The following is a 25,072-nucleotide window of genomic DNA, read 5'->3' as shown; positions in this document are numbered from 1 at the left end:
AGGAGTGCCCTGATGGCCGGCGAGCCGGACGGCGACAAGGAGCCGAGTTTTCTCGAGCGTCAGCGCGCCGCACATCCCTGGTTCGACCGACTGATGCGGGCTGCGGACCGCTATCAGGGCCAGAAGGGCGACTACTACGCCGCGGGCCTGACGTACTTCACGGTGCTCGCGATCGTCCCGATCATCATGGTCGGGTTCGCTCTCGTCGGTTTCGTGCTCGCCGGGCGTCCCGAGTTGCTCGACGACGTCCGCGACATCATCGCTCAGAACATTCCCGGCGAACTCGGTGGCACGGTCCAGAATCTGATCGACTCCGCGATCAACGCGCGCAGCACCGTGGGGCTCATCGGCTCGCTCACCGCGGTGTACGCGGGCCTCGCGTGGATGGCGAACCTCCGGGACGCGCTGACCGCGATGTGGGACTACGCGCGGGACAAACCGAACTTCGTGATCGTCAAGCTCAAGGACGGCGCGGCACTCCTCGGCCTCGCCCTGGCGATGGTGGTGTCGCTGGGTCTGTCGGCCGTCAGCAGCGGCCCGATCATGCGGCGAGTCGTCGAATTCTTCAATCTCGAGAACATCGTCGGTGTCGGTGTCGCCCTGCGCGTCGCGGCGCTGCTCTTCTCGGTCGCCGCGACCGCCGCGGTGTTCACATGGGTGATCGCGCGACTCCCGCGCGAACCCGTGGCGTTCCGCAGCGCGATCTTCGCCGGAACGCTCGCCGGAATCGGATTCGAGATTCTCAAGCAGGCGGGGTCGCTGTATCTCGAGCGGGTGCTCGTCGGACCGGCGGGCGTCGCGTTCGGCCCCATCCTCGGTCTGCTCGTGTTCGCCAACCTCACCGCGCGCTTGGTGCTGTTCTGCACGGCGCTCGCGGCGTCGTCGCGCGCGAATCTCGCGCTGGCACACCGGCCCGCGCCCGAGGCCACAGTCATCTCACCGCGGCTCGAGGTCCACGAAGGGCTCGATGCACGACGCGGTGCGGCGATCTTCGGGGCCGGTGTCCTCGGTGGTGTTCTCGCGGCGGCGCGCCTGCGCCGCAAGTGATCCTGTAGACGCGCCTGCGCCGCACGCGGGTGTGCGGGCGCGTCTGTGACGCACAGACGACAGCGCGGGCCCGTCCCCGAGGGGGGCCGGACCCGCGCTGCGCGGTGTGTGCGTGTCAGCGAGCGAACATCAGCGCGCGCTTGACTTCCTGGATCGCCTTCGTCACCTGGATGCCACGAGGGCAGGCGTCGGTGCAGTTGAAGGTGGTGCGGCAACGCCACACACCTTCCTTGTCGTTGAGGATGTCCAGACGCTCCGCAGCACCTTCGTCACGCGAGTCGAAGATGAAGCGGTGGGCGTTGACGATGGCAGCGGGACCGAAGTAGCTGCCGTCGCTCCAGTACACCGGGCACGACGTGGTGCAGCAGGCGCAGAGGATGCACTTGGTGGTGTCGTCGAAACGTGCACGGTCGGCCTGCGACTGGATGCGCTCGCGGGTCGGCTCGTTGCCCGACGTGATGAGGAACGGCTTCACGGCGCGGAACGCGTCGAAGAAGGGCTCCATGTCGACGATCAGGTCTTTCTCGACCGGCAGACCACGGATGGGCTCGATCGTGATCGTGACCGGCTTGCCGTCCTTGGGGAGCATGTCCTTCATCAGGATCTTGCACGCCAGGCGGTTGACGCCGTTGATCCGCATCGCGTCGGAGCCGCAGACGCCGTGCGCGCAGCTACGACGGAACGTGAGGGTGCCGTCGAGGTAGCCCTTCACGTAAAGCAGCAGGTTGAGCATGCGGTCCGTGGGGAGCGCCGGCACCTGGAACGAATCCCAGTGCTGACCCTTGTCGTCCTCCGGGTTGAACCGTGCGATCTTGAGCGTGACCATCACGGCGCCCTCGGGCACGGGAGGCAGATCCGCGGCGGCGGTGTCGTTGATTCTTTCGACTGTTGTCATCAGTACTTCCGCTCCATCGGCTCGTACCGTGTCTGGACCACTGGCTTGTAATCCAGGCGGATATCGGAGATGAGGTCCTCACCTACTTTGTACGCCATCGTGTGCATCATGTAATTGGCGTCGTCGCGGTTCGGGTAGTCCTCGCGTGCGTGGCCACCGCGGGACTCCTTGCGGTTGAGCGCACCCACGACGGTGACCTCGGCCATCTCCAGGAGGAAGCCGAGTTCCACGGCCTCGAGCAGGTCGCTGTTGTAGCGCTTGCCCTTGTCGTGGACTGTGATCTCCTTGTAGCGCTTCTTCAGCTCGTGGATGTCGTCGAGCGCCCGCGTGAGGGTTTCCTCGGTGCGGAACACCGACGCGTTGTTGTCCATCGTCTGCTGCAGGTCGCTGCGGATGTCGACGACGCGTTCCTTGCCGCCGGCGTGCAGGATCCGGTCGAGCCACTCGTCGACGTACTTCGTCGGGGCCTCGGGCAGCTCGACGAACTCGTGGCCGTTCGCGTACTCGGCAGCGGCGATACCGGCGCGACGGCCGAACACGTTGATGTCGAGGAGCGAGTTGGTGCCGAGACGGTTGGCGCCGTGAACGGACACGCAGGCACACTCACCGGCGGCGTAGAGCCCCTTGACGACCTCGGTGTTGTTCCGCAGAACCTCACCGTTGACGTTGGTGGGGATACCACCCATCACGTAGTGGCAGGTCGGGTACACGGGGACGAGCTCGGTGACCGGGTCGACGCCGAGGTAGGTGCGCGCGAACTCGGTGATGTCCGGCAGCTTCTCCTCGAGGACGTCCTCGCCGAGGTGGGTCACGTCGATGTAGACGTAGTCCTTGTTCGGTCCGGCACCGCGGCCTTCGAGCACCTCGAGGACCATGGACCGGGCGACGATGTCGCGAGGCGCGAGGTCCTTGATGGTGGGCGCGTAGCGCTCCATGAAGCGCTCGCCGTCGGCGTTGCGGAGGATACCGCCCTCGCCGCGCACGGCTTCCGAGATGAGGATGCCCAGGCCCGCGAGACCTGTCGGATGGAACTGGTGGAATTCCATGTCCTCGAGCGGCAGGCCCTTGCGGAAGATGATGCCCATGCCGTCACCGGTGAGGGTGTGTGCGTTGGACGTCGTCTTGTACATACGGCCCGACCCGCCGGTGGCGAACACGATCGACTTCGCATGGAAGACGTGGATCTCGCCGGTGGACATCTCGTACGCGATCACACCGGTGGCGACGGGGCCGTCCGGGGTCTCCGTCATCGAGATGTCGAGCGCGTAGAACTCGTTGAAGAACTCGACGTCGTGCTTGACGCAGTTCTGGTAGAGCGTCTGGAGGATCATGTGGCCGGTGCGGTCGGCGGCGTAGCACGCGCGGCGCACCGGAGCCTTGCCGTGGTCACGGGTGTGGCCACCGAACCGGCGCTGGTCGATCTTGCCTTCGGGGGTGCGGTTGAAGGGAAGACCCATCTTTTCCAGGTCGAGCACCGCGTCGATGGCTTCCTTCGCCATGATCTCGACGGCGTCCTGGTCGGCGAGGTAGTCGCCGCCCTTGACGGTGTCGAACGTGTGCCATTCCCAGTTGTCTTCCTCGACGTTCGCGAGGGCTGCGCACATGCCGCCCTGCGCTGCACCGGTGTGGCTGCGCGTCGGGTAGAGCTTGGTGAGTACCGCGGTGCGGGCGCGGGGGCCGGCTTCGATGGCCGCGCGCATGCCGGCGCCGCCGGCACCGACGATTACTACGTCGTAACGATGTTCCTGCATGGAGTTCTGGCTCCCCTAGCTCGCGGTGATGTTGGGGTCGAAGGTGAAGATCACGTAGGTGCCCAGACCCATGATCAGGATCATCGACACGACCAGGATCGTGTTGAGCCAGAACCGGGTGGAGTCCTTGCGTGCGTAGTCCGCGATGACGGTGCGAAGGCCGTTACCGCCGTGCAACTGCGCAAGCCAGAGCATCGACAGGTCCCAGATCTGCCAGAACGGGCTGGACCAGCGACCCGCGACGAACGCGAAGTTGATGCGGTGCACGCCGTCGTCGAGCATGAGCATGATGAACAGGTGGCCGAGCACCAGGATGATCAGGGCGAGGCCGGACAGGCGCATGAACAGCCACGCGTAGAGCTCGAAGTTGTTGTTCGAGACGCGACGGGGGGAGCGTGGGTTGTCCAGGCTCGCGGGGCGGTCGTGCGACGTGCCCAGGGTCTTTGCTTCGCTCATGTCACTGCCCCGCAAACATGTTGTAGAAGATGCGTCCGGCCGCGGGGATCATCACCACGAACCAGATCGCGAGAATGGTCCAGAGCATCACTCGCTGGTACTTCGGGCCCTTGGCCCAGAAGTCGATGAGCATGACCCGCAGACCGTTCAGCGCGTGGTAGAGCACCATCGCAACGAGACCGAGCTCCATGAGACCGACGATCGGGTTCTTGTAGGTCTCGATGACGCTGTCGTAGGTCTCGGGATTCACCCGGACGAGTGCCGTGTCCAGGACGTGGACGAATAGGAAGAAGAAGGTCGCCACGCCGGTGATCCGGTGTAGAACCCAGGACCACATGCCGGGGTCCCCCCGGTAAAGCGACCGTGTGCGCCCCGCCTGTGCGGGGGCGGCTTCAGTCGTGCTGCTCATCGAGTGCTGTGCCTCCAACGTCAATGGTGGACGCGTCGAGCCGTTCATTACTGTCGGGGAATACCGCAGCACGGGCTCGACGAACCGGAACCGACTTGGATCGACTCTAAACCCAACGCAAACCCGGGAACTAATCTCCTCCTCGATTCGTACGGCCCCCAAATAACAAGTTAGGTTTGCCTTTCCGAATGTGACGGCGACCCGAGGGGGTAGCGCAGCGTTGCGTGCGCCACCGTGACAGGATGATCAACCATGCCGGATATCGACTGGAAAATGTTGCGCGCCAAAGCACATGACGTTATGGCCCATGCCTATGCGCCGTATTCCAACTTTCCCGTCGGGGCGGCCGCCCTCACAACCGATGGTCGCATCGTCACCGGGTGCAATGTGGAAAATGTCTCACATGGGCTGGGACTTTGTGCCGAAACTGTACTCGTCGGTAACTTGTTTTCCGAAGGTGGCGGGCGTCTTCTCGCCGTGACCGTGTGCGACGCGCGAGGCGAAATCCTGATGCCCTGCGGACGCTGTCGCCAGCTCCTCCTCGAGCACGGAGGACCCGGGCTCGTCGTCGACTCCGCTCCCCGCCCCCGCACCATGTCCGAGCTCCTGCCCGATGCATTCGGCCCCGAGCAACTCTCCGCCGTGCGGGCCGAGCGAGGCCGCGATGCCTGACATCATCGGCATCATCCACCGCAAGCGTGACGGACAGGAGCTTTCGGGCGCCGAGATCGACTGGGTGATCGAAGCGTTCACCCACGGCATCGTCGAGGACGCGCAGATGTCCGCGCTGGCGATGGCCATCTGGTTCCGGGGCATGACCCGCGCGGAAGTCGCGCGATGGACCACCGCGATGACCGATTCCGGGCGCCGGCTCGACTTCACCGGACTCGGCCTGCGCACCGTCGACAAGCATTCGACCGGCGGGGTCGGCGACAAGATCACCCTCCCGCTGGCTCCGCTCGTCGCCGCGTGCGGCGTCGCCGTCCCACAGCTGTCCGGCAGGGGACTGGGCCACACCGGCGGCACCCTCGACAAACTCGAGGCGATCCCGGGATGGCGCGCCGATCTGAGCACCGTGGAGATGGCCGAGATGCTGACCGATCCCGCGGTCGGGGCGGTCGTGTGCGCCGCCGGTGCCGATCTGGCTCCCGCCGACCGCAAGCTCTATGCGCTGCGCGACGTCACCGGGACGGTCGAGTCGATCCCGCTCATCGCCAGTTCGATCATGAGCAAGAAGATTGCGGAGGGGACCGGTGCCCTCGTGCTCGACGTCAAGGTGGGGACCGGCGCCTTCATGACCGAACTCGGCGACGCGCGCGAACTCGCGCGCATCATGGTCGAACTCGGTACCGACGCCGACCTGCCCACCACCGCGTTGATCACCCGGATGGACACGCCGCTCGGACGCACCGCCGGCAACGCGCTCGAGGTCCGCGAGGCCGTCGAGGTGCTTGCCGGGGGCGGACCCGCCGACGTCGTGGAGCTCACCCTCGCTCTGGCATGCGAGATGCTCGCCGCCGCGGGCATCGACGATGTGGACCCGGCCGACCGGCTGCGCGACGGCAGCGCCATGGATCGCTGGCGGTCGATGATCGCGGCGCAGGGTGGGGACCCGGACGCAGCCCTGCCGGTCGCGGCGCACTCCGAGACGGTGTACGCCGAGACCGACGGCGTGCTCGCCGAACTCGACGCGCTCGCGGTGGGCTCGGCCGCGTGGCGCCTCGGGGCGGGACGCGAACACCAGGGGCAGGTCGTGCAGGCGGGCGCGGGAGTCGAACTCCACGCCGTCGTCGGCGACACCGTCCGGGAAGGGCAACCCGTCGCGACCCTCCACACCGATACGCCGGGGCGCTTTCCGGCTGCCCTGGCGGCATTGCGAGGCGGGATCCGCGTCTCCGACACGGCGCCGGCGCCGCGCCCGCTCATCGTCGAGCGGATCACGCCCTAGCGGACTACCGTCGCGACACATGAGCGACAAGTCGTTGGTTCCCGGAGTGTTCGACGGTAAGGCCGAGTCCGTGAAGCTCGCGCCGAAGGTACTCCTGCACGACCACCTGGACGGCGGGCTGCGTCCGGGCACGGTTCTCGAACTCGCCGACGCGTGTGGCTGGTCGCTTCCGGCGGACAACGAGGAAGGTCTCGCGCGCTGGTTCCGCGAGTCGGCTGACAGCGGCTCCCTCGTCCGGTATCTCGAGACGTTCGAGCACACGGTGGCGGTGATGCAGACCCCCGAAGGTCTCGAACGGGTGGCGCGCGAGTGCGTGGCGGATCTGGCGGACGACGGGGTGATCTACGCCGAAGTCAGGTTCGCTCCCGAACAGCACCTCGAGCGGGGACTGACCCTCGACGAGGTCGTCGAGCACGTGCTCGAGGGATTTCGGGCCGGTGAATCGGAGGCTCGCGCCAACGGGCGCAACATCCGGATCGGCTGTCTGCTCACCGCGATGCGGCACGCCGCGAGGTCGCGGGAGATCGCCGAACTCGCGGTGCGCTTCCGCGACCGCGGTGTGGTGGGCTTCGACATCGCCGGCGCCGAAGCCGGAAACCCGCCCAGCCGCCACCTCGACGCGTTCGAATACACCCGGGCGGCCAACGCGCACTTCACGATCCACGCCGGGGAAGCCTTCGGTCTGCCGTCCATCCACGAAGCTGTCGCGTTCTGCGGCACCGACCGGCTCGGTCACGGCGTCCGCATCCTCGACGACATCGTGCTGGGCGAGAACTACGAGCCACGGCTCGGGCTGCTGGCGAGCTACGTCCGCGACAAGCGCATCCCGCTCGAACTGTGCCCGAGTTCCAACGTGCAGACCGGCGCGGTGCCGACCCTGGCGGAACACCCGTTCGACCTGCTCGCGCGGCTGCGGTTCCGCGTCACCGTCAACACCGACAACCGGCTGATGAGCGACACCACCATGACCAAGGAGATGGTGCAGCTCGCCGACACGTTCGGGTACGGCTGGGCCGACCTCGAACGCTTCACGATCAACGCGATGAAGTCGGCGTTCCTGCCGTTCGATCAGCGCCTCGAACTGATCGACGACGTCATCAAGCCCGGCTACGCGGTACTGATCGGCTGAGCGGCACCGACCGGACGTGCCGGCGTCAGTTCTTGTTCAACCGTGCTTCGAACTCGCGCTCGAGTTCCCGCCACGCGAGAGCCTCGGCGTCGAACGGTGCGCTCGGGGCCAGGCGCTTCGCGTCGGGTTCGAGGACGTAGTTGACGAACCAGCCCAGCTCGGTGGACGCGGCGAGGGCCGCCTCGGTCGAGTCGTCGTTCGCGTAACCGGCAGCGTCGGTGAACAATTCGACGGCCAGCTCGAGCTGGTCCGGATCGACGGCTGCGACACCCTCGGTGATGTCGTCGGCGATACCGGTGAGCACGTACACGTTGTCGTCGATGACCGCGACTTCGAGCGATCCGTCCACAGCGGCGATACGAACCTCTTCGTAGGTTTCCAGCGGGGCGAGATCATGGTCGTGGTTGTCCGCCAGATACCGCGCCAGAGTGCGCTCGGAAGGGAAGACGAAGATCCGGCCGTCGCGTCCGAGGAACACCGGGTCGTCATCGAGGTAACACCGCAGGCTGAACCAGGTGCCCTCCGACGTGATGATCTTGATGGGGTCGATGCCGACCGAGGCCCAGAAGTCGTCCTCGTCGTCGTCCTCGTCCAGGAACTCGTACTCGTCGTTGTCGACCTCGTCCTGAACGGTGTCGTCCGCCTCCAGTTCGTTCTGGTCGTCGGCCACCAGTTCCGATTCGATCTCGGCGACGACCGCTTCGTCCACGACCGGGGTCTTGACCACGGCGTCGAGCGCGTCGATCACCGCGTCCCAATCGTCGGCGATCGCGGTACCGACGCTGTTCCACAGGTCGCGGCCCTCACGGCCCGCAACCGCGGAAGCGCCGTCCCGGATCAGCGTGTCGACCTCGGCGCGCTCGAAGAACTTGGTGACCACGTCGAGTTCGCACACGTCGCCCAGGATGCTCACGATGTCGAACGTGTCCTGCAGTTCCGAGATCGATTCCGCGTCGGGGTCGGCGGCCGCCAGTTCCGGAACGCCGATCAGGTCGTACGAATGCGCGTCGTCGGGTTCGAACTCCACCGCTGCGAGCTTGGAGACCACGGGCCACGCCGGATGCTCCACGAGATCGTTGTCGCCACCGGAACGGACGAATGCCACGAGCGCGGCGACCGTGGGGAATCCGTACAGGTCGTCCCCGTGGCCGAGAAACGCCTCCCACTCGTCGTCGCCCTCACGCCAGCGCGGTGCCCACAGGGTCACGAGGTCGCCGTCGGTGAGACCGAGTTCTATCGGGACGATGTCTCCAGCCATGGCGCGAAGCCTAGCCATGTCCACGCCGAGAATATAGACGGGGTGGCCCGCAGCGCCTCACCGGAGCGCGCTTCGGAGGTTGTCCATCAGTGCGACTCGCTGCATCGCGGCCGCGTGCGCCGCTGCATGTGCGGTGGTGAGGATCGACGACGCGAGTTCGCGCGCGTCCATGCGGCACGCTGCCTCCTCCAGCCGAAGTTCCGCGAGTGCGCCGGTCCCGTCCACGCGTGCGACGACCCGCCCGTCCGGGCTCTGCGCGGCGGCACGGATGCTGTGCAGTCCTTCGAGCGTGGTCTCGAGGGCGTCGAGTTTCCCGCGGACGCGATCGACGATCGCCGTCACCTGCTGCTCGCTCACCGGCCTTCTCCCTCGAACCGTGTCCGGGCCTGCGCGACGTGGCGCAGCGCCGGCGCGTCGCCGCACGACAGCCGGCGCATACGGTCGACGACTTCGCTCGGGACGCCCTGGTCCTGAAGGTCGCGACGGCGGAGCGCCGCCGCTTCCTGCGCGGCGCGGCGATTGAGCGCCAGGATCTCGTCGGCGAGCGCGGCGGCGCCGTAACGAAGTTCGCGGGGATCGATGCGGAGTTCGACCGGCAGACCGTCGTCGGTGGCACGCACCGAGATCGTGCCCGCGCGATTGTGGGCGATCGCGGTGACCGGGGTGATCGCCGGAGTGTCGGTGGTGAGGTCCATAGCCGGTTGGACGCAGCAGACGCCCGCATGGTTCCCGCCCACCCGATCCCGTCTCCGGACCCCGTGTGGGCAGGCGATGCTCACGCCGTCGGCCGGTAGAAGCCCTGGAATGCCATGCCACCGTTGCCGGTGCGGATCGGGGTGACCGCGACGGGATCGCCCGCTTCCACCATCAGCCCGTTGCCGACCACCATCGCCACGTGCCCGTCCCACACCGCCAGGTCGCCGGGCAGTACAGACTCGGGATCGACCCGTTGCCCGACGTCCTGTTCCTGCGCCAGACGCGGTATCTCGACACCGGCTTCGCCGTAGGCGTACTGCGTCAGACCGCTGCAGTCCAGGCCCCGGCCCGGCGACGTGCCGCCCCACACGTAGGGCGTGCCCTGTTGGTCGAGCGCGCGCCGGACCGCCGTCGCGGCGGCGGCGTTCGGCGCGACGCTCACGCTGCCGTCGGGCAGCACCACCTCGGTTCCGGTACCCGGGCCGCCGCTACCGGTCAGCGCATGCGCGGCGGGCTCCGTGGGGGAGGGCGCTGCCTGTCCTCCGGGGTCGGGCACCAGTGTCGTGAGGCGGTCGGTGAGTTCGGCCAGGGTCGAGACCACCCGGGTGAGCACCTGCAAGCCGTCGGCGATGTGCTCGAGCGCGACGGTGAGCAGCATCAGCTGACCGTGCGGCAGACCCGCGACCGGCGCTGCCTGCTGTGCGAATGTCCGGAAGGAGTCGACGAGCCCTTGCAGTTCGGCAGCGCCCGTCACCACTGTGACGGTGGCCTCGAGTGCGATGCCCGCGATGTCGAGTCCGCGGTCGGCGGCCACGAGGACGTCGGACACGATGCGCTCCGCGCTCGCGACGGCGTTCTCCGCGGCCGGACCCGTCCACGCCCAGGCGAGTTCCGCCACGGCATCCCGGCCGGCGGCATGGACCTCTTCCGCGAGCCGGGCACCCTCCCGGACGAGGGCGGCCGGGTCCGCTCCCGGCGGTGCCACGGACCCGAAGGCGCCCAGCAATTCCTGCAACGGCGCGGCCAGCAGGTCTCCGCCAGGGTCCGCGATCACGACTCGTCCTGTGCGGCCGTCAGCCGACGTGCGACCTCATCGACCGAACGCTCGTATGCCGCCGCCGACGCCGCGGCTGCAGAACCCATGCCGGCCAGCGCGTCGCCGAGTCGCTCGAGGTCGTGTCCGTGCGCATCGTGGGTCGTCACGAGCGCCGTGACGAATGCCGCGCCCACGGCACCGAACACGGATCCCAGCGGCGTGGGATCCCCGTCACGCGTGTGTGCTGCCGCACCGTGCAGTCGCTCGGCCAGCGCGCTCGCCTCGCGTCCGAACCCTGCGAGCGCGGCTGTGTCGGCTCCGACCGTCCCGGTTCCTGCTTCGTGCGCCGGCCCCTCGAACTGCCGGACCCTGCCGAGTTCCTCCGACACTCGCCCCCCCGTGGTCGATGCGGTGTCCGTTGTCACATCGCGTGCGGGCGATGCTCGGACATTCCTCACACGGTTCGACGCATGGCGGGCAGGTCCGGTTCCCTCGTTCCGGCGCGCGCGGCATGCGCTCTATCCTTTTCTGCATGGACATGCTCGTTGTCGACCATCCGCTCGCTGCTTCTCTCCTTACCAATCTTCGCGACGAACGCAGCGACAATGCTGCCTTCCGACACGCGCTGAACCAGCTCACCCAGATGCTCGTCTACGAGGCCGTCCGTGACGCGCCGATCGAGAAGTTCGAGGTCAAGACGCCGGTCGCGCTCACCGAGGGCGTGCGGTTGCAGCAGCCGCCGCTGCTCGTCCCCGTCCTGCGGGCCGGACTCGGCATGGTCGACCAGGCGCACGCTCTGATCCCTCAGGCCCGGGTCGGATTCGTGGGCCTGGCCCGCGACGAGAAGACCTTCGAGCCCGTGCCGTACCTCGAGTCGCTGCCCGAAGACCTGTCCGGGTTGCCGGTGTTCGTCCTCGATCCGATGCTCGCGACCGGCGGTTCGATGGTGCACACCCTCGACCTGCTCGTGGCGCGCGGCGCGACCGACATCACCGCGGTCTGTGTCGTCGCGGCCCCGCAGGGCGTGGACGCGCTCGCCGCGTCCGGGCATCCGGTCCGGTTGGTCACCGCGTCGGTCGACGAGGGCCTCAACGACAACAAGTACATCGTGCCGGGCCTCGGCGACGCCGGAGATCGCCAGTTCGGTCCCCGCTGATCCCGAGGGGGATCAGCGCACGGCATCGCCGACGGTGACGGCCCACGCGCGGAGCGCGTCGAGGGTCGTCTCCGCGGCGGCGCGGTCGTCGGTGACGACCTCGAGATAGAACTTGAGCTTGGGTTCGGTGCCGGACGGCCGCACCACCACCCGGACGGTCGGGCCTTCGAACACGACGGCGTCGGTTTTCAGGCCGTTGGTGTCCAGCGCCAGGTCGACGGCGCTCACCTGCTCACCGGCAAGGGTGCGCGGCGGAACCGTCCTCAGGTGCGCCATGATCGCCTCGATCCGCCGCAGATCCTCCACGCGCAGCGAGACCTGCCCGCCCAGATGAACCCCGAATTCGCGGTGCAGGTCGGCCAGGGCATCGAGAAGCGTGCGGCCGGACGCTTTCAGATCCGCGACGTAGTCCGCCACCACGACTGCTGTGGCGATGCCGTCCTTGTCGCGCACGGCGTCGGGGTCGACGCAGTGACCGATCGCCTCCTCGTAGGCGTAGGCCAATCCCTCTCCGGCGCGGGCGAGCCACTTGAAACCCGTCAGCGTTCGGGCGAACCGGGCGCCTCGCGCTGCGGCGAGTTTGCCGAGCAGCGTCGAGGAGACGATGGTCGTCGCGACGAGCGAATCGGGTGGCGCGGATTGCAGGATGCGGTCACCGAGCAGCACCCCCGTCTCGTCGCCGCGCAGCATCCGCCACCCGCCATCGGTGGGTACCCCGACCGCACACCGGTCGGCGTCCGGGTCCAATGCGAGCGCGACGTCGGCGCCGACGGTCGCGGCGAGTTCGAGCAGCGCGTCGGACGCGCCGGGTTCCTCCGGGTTCGGGAAGGCGACCGTGGGGAAGGCCGGATCCGGTTCGAATTGCGACGCGACGACGTGCACGTCGTGGAATCCTGCGGCGCGCAGCGCGGCGAGGGCCGTCTTCCCGCCGACCCCGTGGAGCGGGGTCAGGGCGATCCGCACGTCCCGGTGTGGTGAACGCGGCAGCGTCGCCACCCGCGTGAGATACCGGTCGACGAGGTCCTCGCCGGAGGTGACGACCGTGGTGCGCGGGATCTGCGCCGCGTCCGGTTGCGCATCGATCGCGGCTTCGATCTCACGGTCGGCGGGTTCGACCAACTGTGCACCACCCGAGAGATACACCTTGTACCCGTTGTCGCCGGCGGGATTGTGCGACGCCGTGATCTGAACGCCCGCAACGGCTTCGAGTTCCCGCACTGCGAAGGCCGTGACGGGTGTCGGGAGCGGGCGGGGGAGTGCCACCACGTCGAATCCGGCGGCCGCGAGCACTTCCGCCGCTGCGGCGAAGAAGTCTGCCGAGCCGGTGCGGGCATCGCGCCCGACGACGACCGTGCCGCCGCCGTGGCCGTGGTCGATCAGCCAGTGCGCGAGTCCGGCGGTCGCACGGACCACCAAGGGCACATTCATCCGGTCGGGTCCGTCGCCCACCGGGCCGCGCAGCCCGGCGGTGCCGAAACGCAGTGTCACAGCCGCGACGCCAGGTCGCGGAGAAGATCGCCCATCCGGGTGGCGGCATCACGCCCCGCCGCGAGGACCTCCGCGTGGTCGAGGTGCTCGCCGGTGATGCCCGCGGCCGCGTTCGTGACGAGGGAGACGCCGAGCACACGCGCTCCACCGGCACGCGCGGCGATCGTCTCGTGCACCGTGGACATGCCCACCAGATCCGCGCCGAGTGTGCGCAACATCCGGATTTCGGCGGGCGTCTCGTAGTGCGGGCCGGGCAGTCCCGCGTAAACGCCTTCCGCGAGGGTGGGGTCGATCTCCCGGGCCAGTGCGCGCAGATCCGCGGAGTACGCGTCGACGAGGTCCACGAACTGCGCGCCCCGCAACGGCGACCGGCCGGTGAGATTGATGTGGTCGGAGATCAGAACCGGTTGCCCCACGGAGAATTCGGGATCGATACCACCGGCCGCGTTGGTCAGGATCACGGTGTGTGCGCCCGCGGCGATCGCCGTGCGGACCGGATGCACGACACGCGAGAGGTCGTGGCCTTCGTAGGCATGGGTACGGCCCGCGAGAACGAGCACCGCGTTGTCGCCCGCCCGCACCGAGTGCACGGTGCCGGGATGCCCGGCGGCGGTAGGAGGAACGAAGCCGGGCAGTTCGCTCATCGGAACGGTGGCGACGGGGGTCCCGAAACGCTCGACCGCGGCGCGCCACCCCGACCCGAGGACGACGGCGACGCCGTGCGTGGGCACCCCCGAACGCTCGGCGATGACGGCGGCGGCCGCGATCGCTTCGGCGGCGGGGTCGAGGATGACGTCCGGGTGTCCCATGACACGGAACCCTAACGCCACGGCGGTGGTTACTCGCGGGTAACCACAGACGTTATCCTGGCGGGCATGCCCTACCTCGAACGCGACGGAGACGTCTTCGTACTGCACCTCGGCGACCGTGATGCGGAAGCGACCGACAACCGGTTCCACCCGGATCGGCTCGTCGAGATCGGCGAATTGCTCGACGAGGTCGAAGCACACGACGGTCCCGCTGCCCTGGCGACCGCGGCGACCGGCAAGTTCTGGAGCAACGGTCTCGACACCGACTGGGTGTTCGCCAACCTCACCGAACTGCCCGGATACCTCGATACCGTGCACGACCTGTACGTCCGGATCCTGACCTTCCCGGCCGCCACCGTCGCAGCGGTGCAGGGACACGCGTTCGGCGCCGGAGCCATGCTGGCGCTGACGCACGACTTCCGTGTCATGCGCGCGGACCGCGGATTCTGGTGCCTGCCCGAGGTACAGCTGAACATGCCGTTCACGGTGGGCATGTCCGCGCTGGTCCGGTCCCGGCTGCCGATCCAGACCGCCGTCGAGGCCATCACCACCGGCCGCCGTTTCGGTGGCAGCGACGCGGTCGCCGCCGGGATCGTCGAGCAGGCCGTCGACGGTGACACCGTGCTCGCCGCGGCCGTCGAGCGCGCGGCCGCGCTCACCGGCACGCGCGGGAAGAATCTCACGACGATCAAGCGGGGTCTGCACGCCCCGTTGATCGCCGCGCTCGAAATACGGACGGATGCGTCGAACTTCGCACTCGGCTGAGGCTGCCGCCGAATCCGCCGGGTAGGTCCGGCATGACAGACTGAACGGCGTGACGATTAATGCCGACAGCGCGATCGAGGTTGCTTCCGACACCTTGATCGCGCTGTCGCACTCGATCCACGCCGAGCCCGAACTCGCGTTCGAGGAACACCGCAGCGCCGCGAAGGTCGTCGAGGTGCTCCGCACCGCCGGGTTCGAGGTCAGCACAGGCATAGCCGGGCTGCCCACCGCCTTCGACGCCCGGTTCGGCAGCGGGGACCTCGTGCTCGCCTTCTGCGCCGAGTACGACGCGCTGCCAGGCATCGGACACGCGTGCGGGCACAACATCATTGCCGCGGCTGCGGTCGGCGCCGGAATCGGTCTGGCCGCCCTCGCCGACGAACTCGGTGTCACCGTCCGGGTGATCGGGACGCCCGCCGAGGAAACCGGCGGTGGCAAGGTTCTCATGCTCGAACGAGGCGTGTTCGACGACGTCGGCGCGGCAATGATGGTCCATCCCGGACCGACGGACATCACGGGCGCGACCTCGCTCGCCCTCGCCGATATCGCGGTGGACTACTTGGGCCGCGAGGCTCACGCGTCGGCGGCCCCCGAACAGGGACGGAACGCCGCCGACGCCGTAACCGTCGCGCAGGTCGCGGTCGGGTTGCTGCGTCAGCACCTGCATCCGGGACAGCAGATCCACGGCATCGTCGGCTACGGAGGTGCCGCCCCGAATATCGTGCCGAGCCACACCGAACTTCTGTACTACCTGCGGGCGACCTCCGCGGAACTGCTCGAGGACCTCGGCGAGCGGGCGGAAGCCTGTTTCGCTGCCGGAGCGCTCGCGACCGGTTGTACGCACCGGATCCGCACCGTGTCGCCGCCGTACACGGAACTCACCCCGGACCCGTGGCTCGTGCGGGCCTATCGTGAGGAGATCATCGGGCTCGGGCGCACCCCGTTGCCCCCCGAAGAGGAAGGATCGCGCCCGCTGGGCAGTACCGACATGGGAAACGTGACGAACGTGGTGCCAGGTATTCATCCGGTCATCGGATTGGACTCCGGCGGTGCCGTGACGCATCAGGAAGCGTTCGCTGCGGCATGCGTCACCGAGTCGGCCGACCGTGCGGTCGTCGACGGCGCCCGCGCCCTCGCGGCCACTGCTGCCCGCGCCGCCGCCGATCCCTTCCAGCGTGGCCGGTTGCTCGAAGGGGTCGAGTGCCGATGAACCCCTATGTGGAGAAGTGGCTCGGCGCACACACCGAGGACCTCGTGAGCTGGCGGCGGCACCTGCACGCCAATCCGGAACTCGCGCGGCACGAGTACGCCACGACGGAGTTCGTCGCATCGAGCCTCGCCGCCGCCGGGCTCGCGCCGAAGGTACTGCCGCGCGGAACCGGCCTGATCTGTGATCTCGGTCCGGCGGACGGACCGCGGATCGCGTTGCGTGCCGACATGGATGCGTTGCCGCTGCAGGAGATGACCGGTCTGCCGTTCGCGTCGACCGTGCCCGGTGTCTCCCACGCGTGCGGCCACGACGCGCACACGACAGTGCTTCTCGGCGCCGGTCTGGCGCTCGCGTCGTTGCCCGAACTGCCCGTCGGTGTGCGACTGGTGTTCCAGCCGGCCGAGGAAGTGATGCCGGGCGGCGCACTCGACGTCGTCGCGGCCGGGGGACTGGACGGGGTCTCACGGATCTTCGCGCTGCACTGCGACCCGCGGCTCGAGGCGGGCAAGGTCGGGATGCGTGTGGGTGCGATCACCTCCGCCGCCGACACCGTCGAACTCGTCCTGGATTCGCCGGGCGGCCACACCTCGCGCCCGCATCTCACCAGCGACCTCGTCTACGGACTGGGTGCGGTGATCACCGGGTTGCCGGGCCTGCTGAGCCGCCGCATCGACCCGCGCACGGGCACCGTCATGGTGTGGGGCACCGTCAGTGCGGGCAAGGCGCCCAACGCTATTCCCCGTACCGGCATGCTCGCCGGCACCGTCCGCACAGGTGACCACGCGACCTGGCAACTGCTCGAGCCGATGGTGCGGGAAATCGTCCACGGCCTGCTCGCCCCGACCGGGGTCCGGTACCAGCTGAACTATCTGCGCGGTGTGCCGCCCGTCGTCAACGACGAGGTATCGGCGCGCATGTTCGAGGACGCGATCCGTCCGGTCGGACCGGACGCACTGTCCGACACTCCGCAATCCGGTGGCGGAGAAGACTTCTCGTGGTACCTCGAGCATGTGCCCGGCGCGATGGGCCGTCTCGGCGTGTGGTCGGGCACCGGGCCCCAGCTCGACATCCACCAACCGGGCTTCGATCTCGACGAGAGAGCCCTGGCCGTCGGTGTCCGGGTGATGACGAATCTGGCGCTGGGCGTCGGGTAGGGACGCCCGCCGGGCCTAGAAGCTGTCCGGTCGCCCGGGACCGACGTTGCGGCTGTTGCGGGTGCGCAGGTCTCGCACGTAGTCGGCGGGCGCTCCGGCAATCTCGGCTGCATCGGCCATCACACCCAGATAGCGGGCCGACGGAAGACCACCCTCGTACCCGTCGACGACGTACAGCCACGCGAGGGTCGGACCGTCGGCGGTGTCGACGCGCACCCGGATCTTGCGGTGGAATCCGAGCTCCGCGCCCTCCCAGCTGTCGAGGCTGCGTTCGTCGTCCTCGGTGACGTCGTAGAGGACGATGAAGACCTTCGCCGCGGGATCCTCCACCACGGTCGCCAGGGCACCTTCCCAGCCGATGTCGGCGCCCGCAAATGTCAGCCGCCACCCGTGCAGCCAACCCGTCCCGGCCATCGGCGAGTGCGGGCAGCGCTTCAGCATCTGCTCGGGATGCATGTTGGACCCGTAGGCGGCGTAGATCGGCACGGGAGTAAGGCTAACGGGTCGCCGCCCGACGCAAGATCAGGGGCACTCGTCACTGTGTTACCAGGTCCGTATGCGAGTGGACGGGCTCGTGGCATAGCGTTGTCGGGGACGCCCGCACACCCCCGCGTGCGTTGTGCGCAAGCCCCCGACACCCTTCGGAATCGATACAGAGGAGAACCATGACCCGGATCGTCATCATCGGCGGCGGCCCCGCGGGATACGAGGCCGCGCTGGTCGCATCGCAATACGGCGCATCGGTGTCACTGATCGATTCGGACGGAATCGGTGGCGCGTGCGTGCTGTTCGACTGCGTCCCCTCCAAGACCTTCATCGCGTCCACCGGCGTCCGCACCGACATGCGCCGGGCCGGGGACCTGGGCATCCAGCTCGAAGGCGCAAGCGTCGCCCTGCCGCAGGTGCACGACCGCGTCAAGAGTCTCGCCCGTGCGCAGTCGTCCGACATCCGCACCAAGCTCGAAGCGGCCGGAGTCAAGCTGTACTCCGGGCGCGGCGAACTCATCGACAGCCAGCCGGGCATGGCCGCGCACAAGGTCCGCGCCAACCTCCACACCGGCGAGGAGAAGGTCTTCGACGCCGACGTGGTCCTGATCGCGACCGGCGCGAGCCCCCGCATCCTGCCGGGAGCCGAGCCGGACGGCGAACGCATCCTCACCTGGCGCCAGTTGTACGACCTCGACACGCTGCCCGAGGAACTGGTGGTCGTGGGCTCGGGTGTGACCGGTGCAGAGTTCGTCTCCGCCTACACCGAGGTCGGCGTGCACGTCACGCTCGTCTCGAGCCGCGACCGCGTGTTGCCGCACGAGGACGAGGACGCTGCCCTCGTGCTCGAGGACGTCCTCGCGGAGCGGGGCGTGACCCTCGTCAAGCACGCGCGCGCCGACGCCGTCGAACGCACCGAGAAGGGCATCCGCGTGCTGCTCGCCGACGGCCGGATCGTCGAAGGCAGCCACGCGCTGATGACCGTCGGTTCGGTCCCCAACACTCAGGGTCTCGGACTCGACAAGGTCGGGCTCGAACTGGACGACAGGGGCTTCCTTCCCGTCGACCGCGTGTCGCGCACCGCCGTTCCCGGCATCTACGCCGCCGGTGACTGCTCGGGTCTGCTGCCGCTGGCGTCGGTCGCCGCGATGCAGGGACGCATCGCGATGTACCACGCGCTCGGCGAAGGTGTGACCCCGATCAAGCTCAAGACCGTTGCCGCAGCAGTCTTCACGCGCCCCGAGATCGCAGCCGTGGGCGTGAGCCAGGCCACGATCGACGCCGGCGAGGTGCCCGCCCGTACGGTCATGCTCCCGCTCAACACCAACCCTCGCGCCAAGATGTCGGGAGTGCGACGAGGTTTCGTGAAGATCTTCTGCCGCCCCGCGACCGGCGTCGTGATCGGTGGCGTCGTGGTCGCTCCGACCGCATCCGAGCTGATCCTGCCGATCGCGCTCGCGGTGCAGAACAATCTCAGCGTGGCGGACCTCGCGCAGACGTTCGCGGTGTACCCGTCGCTTAGCGGTTCGGTGACGGAAGCCGCCCGCCAGCTCATGCGCCACGACGACCTGGACTGAGATCCGCGCAGCTCACGATCCCGCGTCGCGGGCCTTGACTCTCCCCTCGGGGGAGGAAAGAGGGTGGATGCATGACAACCAACAGCATCTTTCCTGTGGTCCAGGCCCGCGACGTGGCGCGCAGCCGCGACTTCTACCGCGACCTGCTCGGTCTCACCGTCGTCTTCGACAGCGGGTGGTACGTGCAATTGCAGGCACCCGGCACCGATGTCGTGCAACTGGGGATCGTCGAGCAAGAACACCACACCGTGCCCGAGGGCTTCCGAACGGTGCCGGCGGGCGTACTGGTCTCGGTCGAGATCGACGACGTCGATCAGGTCCATGCCCGGGCGGTCACGGCGGGGATGCCCGTCGTGCTGACGCTCCGGGACGAGGATTTCGGGCAGCGGCATTTCATGACGACCGACCCCGACGGGTTGCTGGTGGACGTGATCACCGTCATCCCGTACGCGGCGGACGTCGCCGCGAGCGCCGCGGTTTCCGGTGGGCCGCAATGACGGATCCGGTGCGATGGATGAGCATCGGCGAATTCGCACGCGCCGCACGCCTGACGATCAAGGCGCTGCGCTACTACGACCGGGAAGGTCTCCTCGTGCCCGCACGGGTCGACCCGGGCACCGGCTACCGGTTCTACACGTCGGCCCAGTTGGCGACCGCACTGCGGATCGGGTTGCTCCGGCGCGCCGACGTCTCGATCGCCGCGATCCGGGTGTTCCTGCACGATCCGGCGCGCGGCAGCGAGGTACTTGCGGCCGAACGCGCCCGCATCGAACGCGAGGCCGCGCGGGCGGCACGCTCGTTCGCGCTCGTCGACTCTCTCGGAGCAGCGGCGTCGACGGATCTGCCCGTCGTCGTGCACCGCATTCCGGACCAGAGGGTGCTGTGGAGGGAGTCCGTCGCGGCAGCGGAGACGCTCGATCACGCTGCAGCAGAAACCATCGACGCGGTGCTCGCGCAGGCAGATCGGCTCGGAGTGGACACCTCGGCTCCCGTCGTGGGCCGTTACCCCGCCGCGCTGGACGGCGAGGTCTCCTTCGGGGTCGGCGTGGAACTCGCACCCGGCATACCGCTCGATCCGGAGTCCGGGTTCGACATCGTGACCCTGCCCGGTGGGGTCTTCGCGGGAGTGGACTTCACCGGAGCGCCCGCACTGTTGCCCGTCGCGTATCACGTGCTGTTCGCGCGTCTGGCCGACGACGGAGTGCCCGCGGAAGGGCCGGTACGGGAGTACTACCTGACCGACCCCGCGGAGGTCGGGGAAGACGAGATGCTCACGCGCGTCGTGCATCCGGTTCCCGACGATTACCGCCCCGGCGAGAACGGTCCGGGCGGGCGGTAGCGCCGTTTCGGCCGCGGCGTTATTCCGTCGCGTGACACCATCACGGGGTGCACCCGATCGCACGACCCCGACATGCGCACCTCGGCCGTCGTTCCCGGTGGCGCCGCCGGAGCAGGATCGGGGTGGGTGCTGCGCTGGCAGCGCTGGGCGCAGCGAGTATCCGGCAGATCTTCTTCGGCCCTCCGGGTGTCGGTCACTTCCGTGACGCGGACGGGCGCCGGATGTACGTGGACGCCTACACGCGGGCCATGTCCGCGCTGCCCGTGCCTACCTCCACCCACGACGTCGCAACCCGATACGGGTCGGTTCGCGTGTACGAGTGGACCTCGGGCGAGGTGGACGGGGTGCTCCCGGTCGTCCTGATCCCCGGAAGATCGTCCGGTGTGCCGATGTGGGCGGAGAACCTCGGCACGTTCGTGCCGCACCGACGGGTCCTCGCGTTCGACGCGCTCGGCGACGCCGGCCTGTCGATCCAGAGCGTGCCCCTGCCTTCGACCGCGCACCAGGCATTGTGGATCGCCGACGTCCTCGACGAACTCGCACCCGAGGGTGCTCACGTCGTCGGCCATTCTTTCGGCGGTGCGAGCGCAGCGGCCTACGCGCGCCGGTTCCCCGACCGCGTCCGGTCGCTGACGTTGCTGGAACCGGTGTTCACCTTCGCGTACCCGCCGGTGCGCATGCTCGCGTGGACCATGGTCGCGACCATGGGTTTCCTTCCCGAGAGTTGGCGGTGCTCCGCCTTCGGCCGGATCGGTGGCGCAGAGTTCGACCCGGACGACGACATCGCGAAGATGATCCTCGCCGGTGCGGAACACTTCTCGGCGGCGCTTCCGGTCCCGTCACGACTGACCGACGACGAGATGAGGTCGTTGACGATGCCTACGTATGTCGCCATCGCACAACGCGATTCGATCGCAGGTGGCGTTACCGCTGCCCGCCGCGCCGGACGCCTCCCGCATGCGAGGGTCGAGGTGCTGCCCGACACCACCCATTCGCTTCCGATGCAGGCGAAGGACTTTCTCGCCGTCGTACTGCCCGAATTCTGGGCGGAGGCGGACCGGCAAGCCCGGCCGACGCCCCGTCAGGCCCAGTCGTAGGTGCGTTCGACCGCCTTGTTCCAGGCTGCGAACAGTTGCTCCCGGTCGTCGCCGCTCATCGTGGGCTCCCAGGTCTTCTGTGCTTCCCAGTTGCGTCGGATGTCGTCCTCGCCGTCCCAGTACCCCACGGCCAGACCGGCTGCGTACGCGGCACCGAGAGCGGTGGTTTCCGCGACGACCGGTCGCACGACCGGCACTCCGAGGATGTCCGCCTGGAACTGCATGAGCAGTTCGTTGACGACCATGCCGCCGTCCACCTTCAACGTCTGCAGTTCGACGCCCGAATCCGCGTACATCGCCTCGATGACCTCGCGGGTCTGATACGCGGTGGCTTCGAGAGCGGCCCGCGCCAGGTGCCCTTTGTCGACGAACCGCGTGAGCCCCGCGATCACACCGCGCGCGTCGGGGCGCCACCGCGGCGCGAACAAGCCCGAGAACGCCGGCACGATGTACGCCCCGCCGTTGTCGGGCACGGACCTGGCGAGTTCCTCGATCTCGGACGCTGACCGCACGATTCCGAGATTGTCGCGCAGCCACTGGACGAGTGACCCGGTCACCGCGACGGAGCCTTCCAGCGCGTAGACCGTCGGTCCCTTGCCGATGCGGTAACACACGGTGGTGAGCAGTCCGTGCTCGCTGCGGACCGGCGTCGTGCCCGTGTTGAGGAGGAGGAAATTGCCTGTGCCGTAGGTGTTCTTGGCTTCGCCTTCGGACAGGCAGGCCTGGCCGAATGTCGCGGCCTGCTGGTCGCCGAGGATCCCTGCGATGGGGACGCCTGCGAACGGCCCGCGTTCGCGAGCGTGTCCGTACACCTCGGACGAACTCCGGATCTCGGGGAGCATGGAGAGCGGAATCCCGAATTCCGCGCAGATGTCGGGATCCCATTGCAGCGTCTCGAGATTCATCAACATCGTGCGGGACGCGTTGGTGACGTCGGTGATGTGGACACCGGGGCCGTGCCCGTCCTCACCGGCACCTCCGGTCAGTTTCCAGACCAGCCAGCTGTCGATAGTGCCGAAGAGGAGTTCCCCGGCATCGGCTTTCTCCCGGACGCCCTCGACGTTGTCGAGGATCCACCGGGCCTTCGGGCCCGCGAAGTACGTCGACAGCGGAAGCCCCGTGACCTCGCGGTAGCGGTCCACGCCGCCGTCACCGGCAAGCTCTTCGACGAGCCGATCGGTCCGGGTGTCCTGCCAGACGATCGCGTTGTACACAGCCTTCCCGGTCGTGCGGTCCCACACGACGGTCGTCTCGCGCTGGTTGGTGATGCCGATCGCGGCGATGTCCTGCCGTCGCACGTCCGCCTTGGCCAGCGCGGCCGCACCCACTTCGCGGGTGTTGAGCCATATTTCCTCGGGATCGTGCTCCACCCAGCCCGCGCGGGGAAGGAACTGCCGGTGCTCCTTCTGCGCGACGGACACGATATGGCCGTCGTGGTCGAAGATGATGCACCGGCTCGACGTGGTGCCCTGGTCGAACGCGGCGATGTACTGGTTCACGGATGATCCTCGATAGGTGCGGACAGGGTGGCTCCGAGCAGCAACTACTCAGCACTGCGCGGTCGAACCTACTAGCCTTGTCGGGGATACGTCGGCGACTCACGGGAGCGGTGCGGTGAATCAACCAGGTGTGCAACCCCTCGGGCCGCAGCAGCGCGCCGACGCGTGGCGGCAACTCGCCACGGAAGAGTTCGACGTGATCGTCATCGGGGGCGGCGTGGTGGGCGCCGGTGCGGCGCTCGACGCGGCGACACGAGGACTACGGGTTGCGCTCGTCGAGGCCCGCGATTACGCGTCCGGGACGTCGAGCCGCTCGTCGAAGATGTTCCACGGCGGTTTGCGATACCTGGAACAACTCGAGTTCGGTCTGGTGCGGGAAGCACTGCGCGAACGCGAACTTGCGCTCACTACGCTCGCCCCGCACCTGGTCAAGCCGTTGAAGTTCCTGTTTCCGCTCACTCATCGGGTGTGGGAACGCCCGTACATCGGTGCCGGGATCTTCCTGTACGACCGGATGGGCGGCGCGAAATCGGTGCCGGCGCAGAAGCACCTGACGCGGGCGGGCGCGTTGCGTATGGTCCCCGGTCTCAAGCGTTCCTCGCTGACCGGGGGAATCTCGTATTACGACACCGTTGTCGACGACGCGCGCCACACCATGACGGTCGCGCGAACGGCCGCGCACTACGGTGCGGTGGTGCGGACCTCCACGCAGGTCGTCGGATTCCTGCGAGAAGCCGACGGGGTAGCGGGGGTGCGGGTGCGCGACTCCGAGGACGGATCGGTCATCGAGGTCCGCGGGCGCGCGGTCATCAACGCGACGGGCGTGTGGACCGACGAGATCCAAGCGCTGTCCCGCCAGCGGGGCAGATTCCGGGTGCGGGCGTCGAAGGGTGTCCACATCGTCGTGCCGCGTGATCGCATCGTGAGCGACTCGGCGATCATCCTGCGCACCGAGAAGTCCGTGCTGTTCGTCATCCCGTGGGGCAATCACTGGATCATCGGGACCACCGACACCGACTGGAACCTCGACCTCGCCCACCCCGCGGCCACGAAAGCGGACATCGACTACATCCTCGACCACGTCAACCGCGTGCTGGTGGTGCCTCTCACCCATGACGACATCGACGGCGTGTACGCCGGGTTGCGGCCACTGCTGGCGGGGGAGAGCGACGAAACCTCGAAACTGTCGCGCGAACACGCCGTTGCGCGCGTCGCACCCGGTCTCATCGCCATCGCTGGTGGCAAGTACACGACGTATCGGGTGATGGCCGAGGACGCGGTCGATCTCGCCGCCGAGGACATTCCCACGCGGATCGCCCCGTCGATCACGCACAAGGTGCCCCTGGTGGGCGCCGACGGGTACTTCGCGCTGGTCAACCAGACGATGTCCCTCGCCGAGGAGTACGGACTCCATCCCTACCGGGTCAAGCACCTGCTCGACCGGTACGGCTCGATGATCGACCAGGTTCTCGAACACACGAAGGGCCGACCCGAGTTGCTCGAACCGCTGACCGACGCGCCGCGGTATCTCCAGGTGGAGGCGGTGTACGCGGTGGCGGCGGAGGGCGCGCTGCATCTCGAGGACATCCTGGCCCGCCGCACCCGGATCGCCATCGAGTACTCCCACCGCGGCGTGCACTGCGCCGAGCAGGTGGCACGGCTCGTCGCACCGCTGCTGGGCTGGGACGACGAGACGGTCGACCGCGAGGTCGAGATCTACCGGGCCCGGGTGGAGGCCGAGATCCTGTCGCAGACCCAGCCCGACGACGAGTCGGCCGACGCACTGCGGGTCGCGGCGCCCGAAGCGCGCGGGGAGATCCTGGAGCCGGTACCGATCACCCGGTGACCTGCGTGCGGTGATTCCGGT

General features: G+C 68.3%; 26 protein-coding genes. 13 read left to right on the top strand and 13 right to left on the bottom strand.

Annotated elements, in window-relative coordinates; all coding sequences use genetic code 11:
• Positions 1 to 12 precede the first annotated feature (12 nt).
• A complete protein-coding gene (gene yhjD / locus AC0B44_RS07070) occupies positions 13 to 1,047 on the top strand; it encodes an inner membrane protein YhjD (protein WP_471902222.1) in 1,035 nt (344 codons plus the stop codon).
• A gap of 115 nt (positions 1,048 to 1,162) precedes the next feature.
• Here the strand turns inward: yhjD and AC0B44_RS07065 are convergent, their stop codons facing one another.
• Genes AC0B44_RS07065 through sdhC form a run of 4 tightly spaced genes read right to left on the bottom strand, consistent with a single transcriptional unit; the run spans position 1,163 to position 4,558 of the window.
• Complete coding sequence (locus AC0B44_RS07065; protein WP_471902221.1) at positions 1,163 to 1,942, bottom strand: succinate dehydrogenase iron-sulfur subunit; 780 nt, start codon at positions 1,940 to 1,942, stop codon at positions 1,163 to 1,165.
• Complete coding sequence (gene sdhA, locus AC0B44_RS07060; protein WP_471902220.1) at positions 1,942 to 3,693, bottom strand: succinate dehydrogenase flavoprotein subunit; 1,752 nt, start codon at positions 3,691 to 3,693, stop codon at positions 1,942 to 1,944. The genes AC0B44_RS07065 and sdhA overlap by 1 nt, the downstream gene beginning before the upstream one ends.
• Positions 3,694 to 3,708: 15 nt before the next feature.
• Positions 3,709 to 4,149, bottom strand: coding sequence for a succinate dehydrogenase hydrophobic membrane anchor subunit (locus tag AC0B44_RS07055; RefSeq protein WP_471902219.1), 441 nt, complete (start codon positions 4,147 to 4,149; stop codon positions 3,709 to 3,711).
• A gap of 1 nt (position 4,150) precedes the next feature.
• Entirely contained in the window at positions 4,151 to 4,558 is a 408-nt protein-coding gene (sdhC, locus tag AC0B44_RS07050) for a succinate dehydrogenase, cytochrome b556 subunit (RefSeq protein ID WP_471902218.1), read from the bottom strand.
• Positions 4,559 to 4,810: 252 nt separating this feature from the next.
• Here sdhC and AC0B44_RS07045 point away from each other — a divergent pair, with 252 nt between their 5' ends.
• From AC0B44_RS07045 to AC0B44_RS07035, 3 genes are read left to right on the top strand one after another with little or no spacing between them, the layout of a single operon-like run.
• Positions 4,811 to 5,230 (top strand): cytidine deaminase, encoded by a 420-nt coding sequence (locus AC0B44_RS07045; protein ID WP_471902217.1) that lies wholly within the window; start codon positions 4,811 to 4,813, stop codon positions 5,228 to 5,230.
• Positions 5,223 to 6,506: a thymidine phosphorylase gene (locus AC0B44_RS07040; RefSeq protein WP_471902216.1), complete on the top strand. Its 1,284-nt coding sequence runs from the start codon at positions 5,223 to 5,225 to the stop codon at positions 6,504 to 6,506. Before AC0B44_RS07045 ends, AC0B44_RS07040 begins: the two co-directional genes overlap by 8 nt.
• A gap of 19 nt (positions 6,507 to 6,525) precedes the next feature.
• The gene (locus tag AC0B44_RS07035; protein WP_471902215.1) at positions 6,526 to 7,635 is read left to right on the top strand and encodes an adenosine deaminase; all 1,110 of its coding nucleotides are present in this window, start codon (positions 6,526 to 6,528) and stop codon (positions 7,633 to 7,635) included.
• Between the two features lie 25 nt (positions 7,636 to 7,660).
• Here the strand turns inward: AC0B44_RS07035 and AC0B44_RS07030 are convergent, their stop codons facing one another.
• The 5 genes from AC0B44_RS07030 to AC0B44_RS07010 all read right to left on the bottom strand — a co-directional run bounded on the left by AC0B44_RS07030 (position 7,661) and on the right by AC0B44_RS07010 (position 11,014).
• Positions 7,661 to 8,893, bottom strand: coding sequence for a primosomal protein (locus AC0B44_RS07030; protein ID WP_471902214.1), 1,233 nt, complete (start codon positions 8,891 to 8,893; stop codon positions 7,661 to 7,663).
• A 57-nt stretch (positions 8,894 to 8,950) separates the two neighbouring features.
• A complete protein-coding gene (locus AC0B44_RS07025; RefSeq protein ID WP_471902213.1) occupies positions 8,951 to 9,250 on the bottom strand; it encodes a YbaB/EbfC family nucleoid-associated protein in 300 nt (99 codons plus the stop codon).
• The gene (locus tag AC0B44_RS07020; protein ID WP_471902212.1) at positions 9,247 to 9,588 is read right to left on the bottom strand and encodes a hypothetical protein; all 342 of its coding nucleotides are present in this window, start codon (positions 9,586 to 9,588) and stop codon (positions 9,247 to 9,249) included. The genes AC0B44_RS07025 and AC0B44_RS07020 overlap by 4 nt, the downstream gene beginning before the upstream one ends.
• Before the next feature lie 80 nt (positions 9,589 to 9,668).
• The gene (locus tag AC0B44_RS07015; protein ID WP_471902211.1) at positions 9,669 to 10,643 is read right to left on the bottom strand and encodes a C40 family peptidase; all 975 of its coding nucleotides are present in this window, start codon (positions 10,641 to 10,643) and stop codon (positions 9,669 to 9,671) included.
• Complete coding sequence (locus tag AC0B44_RS07010; protein ID WP_471902210.1) at positions 10,640 to 11,014, bottom strand: type VII secretion target; 375 nt, start codon at positions 11,012 to 11,014, stop codon at positions 10,640 to 10,642. The genes AC0B44_RS07015 and AC0B44_RS07010 overlap by 4 nt, the downstream gene beginning before the upstream one ends.
• A 143-nt stretch (positions 11,015 to 11,157) precedes the next feature.
• Between AC0B44_RS07010 and upp the strand changes: the two genes are divergently transcribed.
• Positions 11,158 to 11,781 carry a uracil phosphoribosyltransferase gene (gene upp / locus AC0B44_RS07005; protein ID WP_471902209.1) on the top strand — a complete coding sequence of 208 codons (624 nt, stop codon included), beginning with the start codon at positions 11,158 to 11,160 and terminating at the stop codon, positions 11,779 to 11,781.
• A 12-nt stretch (positions 11,782 to 11,793) separates the two neighbouring features.
• Here upp and AC0B44_RS07000 read toward each other — a convergent pair whose 3' ends face one another.
• A complete protein-coding gene (locus AC0B44_RS07000; protein WP_471902208.1) occupies positions 11,794 to 13,269 on the bottom strand; it encodes a phospho-sugar mutase in 1,476 nt (491 codons plus the stop codon).
• Positions 13,266 to 14,078: a purine-nucleoside phosphorylase gene (locus AC0B44_RS06995; protein ID WP_471902207.1), complete on the bottom strand. Its 813-nt coding sequence runs from the start codon at positions 14,076 to 14,078 to the stop codon at positions 13,266 to 13,268. Before AC0B44_RS06995 ends, AC0B44_RS07000 begins: the two co-directional genes overlap by 4 nt.
• Before the next feature lie 66 nt (positions 14,079 to 14,144).
• Here AC0B44_RS06995 and AC0B44_RS06990 point away from each other — a divergent pair, with 66 nt between their 5' ends.
• The 3 genes from AC0B44_RS06990 to AC0B44_RS06980 are packed head-to-tail and all read left to right on the top strand — an operon-like array spanning position 14,145 to position 17,207.
• Entirely contained in the window at positions 14,145 to 14,843 is a 699-nt protein-coding gene (locus tag AC0B44_RS06990; protein WP_471902206.1) for an enoyl-CoA hydratase/isomerase family protein, read from the top strand.
• Positions 14,844 to 14,892: 49 nt separating this feature from the next.
• Positions 14,893 to 16,053 (top strand): M20 family metallopeptidase, encoded by a 1,161-nt coding sequence (locus tag AC0B44_RS06985; RefSeq protein WP_471902205.1) that lies wholly within the window; start codon positions 14,893 to 14,895, stop codon positions 16,051 to 16,053.
• Positions 16,050 to 17,207: a M20 family metallopeptidase gene (locus AC0B44_RS06980; RefSeq protein ID WP_471902204.1), complete on the top strand. Its 1,158-nt coding sequence runs from the start codon at positions 16,050 to 16,052 to the stop codon at positions 17,205 to 17,207. Before AC0B44_RS06985 ends, AC0B44_RS06980 begins: the two co-directional genes overlap by 4 nt.
• Positions 17,208 to 17,222: 15 nt before the next feature.
• On the opposite strand, the gene AC0B44_RS06975 is transcribed toward AC0B44_RS06980, so the two are convergent.
• Entirely contained in the window at positions 17,223 to 17,693 is a 471-nt protein-coding gene (locus tag AC0B44_RS06975) for a gamma-glutamylcyclotransferase family protein (RefSeq protein WP_471902203.1), read from the bottom strand.
• 179 nt (positions 17,694 to 17,872) lie between these two features.
• Between AC0B44_RS06975 and AC0B44_RS06970 the strand changes: the two genes are divergently transcribed.
• From AC0B44_RS06970 to AC0B44_RS06955, 4 genes are all read left to right on the top strand, one after another.
• Positions 17,873 to 19,270 (top strand): NAD(P)H-quinone dehydrogenase, encoded by a 1,398-nt coding sequence (locus AC0B44_RS06970; protein WP_471902202.1) that lies wholly within the window; start codon positions 17,873 to 17,875, stop codon positions 19,268 to 19,270.
• A gap of 71 nt (positions 19,271 to 19,341) precedes the next feature.
• Positions 19,342 to 19,767: a VOC family protein gene (locus tag AC0B44_RS06965; protein WP_471902201.1), complete on the top strand. Its 426-nt coding sequence runs from the start codon at positions 19,342 to 19,344 to the stop codon at positions 19,765 to 19,767.
• Positions 19,764 to 20,609 carry a MerR family transcriptional regulator gene (locus AC0B44_RS06960; RefSeq protein ID WP_471902200.1) on the top strand — a complete coding sequence of 282 codons (846 nt, stop codon included), beginning with the start codon at positions 19,764 to 19,766 and terminating at the stop codon, positions 20,607 to 20,609. Before AC0B44_RS06965 ends, AC0B44_RS06960 begins: the two co-directional genes overlap by 4 nt.
• Positions 20,610 to 20,731: 122 nt before the next feature.
• On the top strand, positions 20,732 to 21,706 hold the full coding sequence (locus AC0B44_RS06955; RefSeq protein WP_471902199.1) for an alpha/beta fold hydrolase: 975 nt from the start codon (positions 20,732 to 20,734) through the stop codon (positions 21,704 to 21,706).
• On the opposite strand, the gene glpK is transcribed toward AC0B44_RS06955, so the two are convergent.
• Complete coding sequence (glpK, locus tag AC0B44_RS06950; RefSeq protein ID WP_471902198.1) at positions 21,691 to 23,205, bottom strand: glycerol kinase GlpK; 1,515 nt, start codon at positions 23,203 to 23,205, stop codon at positions 21,691 to 21,693. The two genes, AC0B44_RS06955 and glpK, sit on opposite strands and share 16 nt — an antisense overlap.
• A gap of 130 nt (positions 23,206 to 23,335) precedes the next feature.
• Between glpK and glpD the strand changes: the two genes are divergently transcribed.
• Complete coding sequence (gene glpD / locus AC0B44_RS06945) at positions 23,336 to 25,051, top strand: glycerol-3-phosphate dehydrogenase (RefSeq protein ID WP_471902320.1); 1,716 nt, start codon at positions 23,336 to 23,338, stop codon at positions 25,049 to 25,051.
• The last annotated feature ends 21 nt before the right edge of the window (positions 25,052 to 25,072 follow it).

This window comes from Rhodococcus sp. NPDC019050 (assembly GCF_055664235.1).
The sequence above is the reverse complement of the archived record's forward strand: the minus strand, read 5'-3'. Positions and strand labels throughout refer to the sequence as shown.

Excerpts from the sequence above, each read along its gene's own strand:
- AC0B44_RS07055 (WP_471902219.1), bottom strand. The coding sequence starts at position 4,149 with ATGAGCGAAGCAAAGACCCTGGGCACGTCGCACGACCGCCCCGCGAGC.
- yhjD (WP_471902222.1), top strand. The coding sequence starts at position 13 with ATGGCCGGCGAGCCGGACGGCGACAAGGAGCCGAGTTTTCTCGAGCGT.
- AC0B44_RS07045 (WP_471902217.1), top strand. The coding sequence starts at position 4,811 with ATGCCGGATATCGACTGGAAAATGTTGCGCGCCAAAGCACATGACGTT.
- AC0B44_RS07040 (WP_471902216.1), top strand. The coding sequence starts at position 5,223 with ATGCCTGACATCATCGGCATCATCCACCGCAAGCGTGACGGACAGGAG.
- AC0B44_RS07035 (WP_471902215.1), top strand. The coding sequence starts at position 6,526 with ATGAGCGACAAGTCGTTGGTTCCCGGAGTGTTCGACGGTAAGGCCGAG.
- AC0B44_RS06970 (WP_471902202.1), top strand. The coding sequence starts at position 17,873 with ATGACCCGGATCGTCATCATCGGCGGCGGCCCCGCGGGATACGAGGCC.
- sdhC (WP_471902218.1), bottom strand. The coding sequence starts at position 4,558 with ATGAGCAGCACGACTGAAGCCGCCCCCGCACAGGCGGGGCGCACACGG.
- AC0B44_RS07065 (WP_471902221.1), bottom strand. The coding sequence starts at position 1,942 with ATGACAACAGTCGAAAGAATCAACGACACCGCCGCCGCGGATCTGCCT.
- AC0B44_RS06960 (WP_471902200.1), top strand. The coding sequence starts at position 19,764 with ATGACGGATCCGGTGCGATGGATGAGCATCGGCGAATTCGCACGCGCC.
- AC0B44_RS07020 (WP_471902212.1), bottom strand. The coding sequence starts at position 9,588 with ATGGACCTCACCACCGACACTCCGGCGATCACCCCGGTCACCGCGATC.
- upp (WP_471902209.1), top strand. The coding sequence starts at position 11,158 with ATGGACATGCTCGTTGTCGACCATCCGCTCGCTGCTTCTCTCCTTACC.
- AC0B44_RS06965 (WP_471902201.1), top strand. The coding sequence starts at position 19,342 with ATGACAACCAACAGCATCTTTCCTGTGGTCCAGGCCCGCGACGTGGCG.
- sdhA (WP_471902220.1), bottom strand. The coding sequence starts at position 3,693 with ATGCAGGAACATCGTTACGACGTAGTAATCGTCGGTGCCGGCGGCGCC.
- AC0B44_RS06995 (WP_471902207.1), bottom strand. The coding sequence starts at position 14,078 with ATGGGACACCCGGACGTCATCCTCGACCCCGCCGCCGAAGCGATCGCG.
- AC0B44_RS06990 (WP_471902206.1), top strand. The coding sequence starts at position 14,145 with ATGCCCTACCTCGAACGCGACGGAGACGTCTTCGTACTGCACCTCGGC.
- AC0B44_RS06980 (WP_471902204.1), top strand. The coding sequence starts at position 16,050 with ATGAACCCCTATGTGGAGAAGTGGCTCGGCGCACACACCGAGGACCTC.
- AC0B44_RS07030 (WP_471902214.1), bottom strand. The coding sequence starts at position 8,893 with ATGGCTGGAGACATCGTCCCGATAGAACTCGGTCTCACCGACGGCGAC.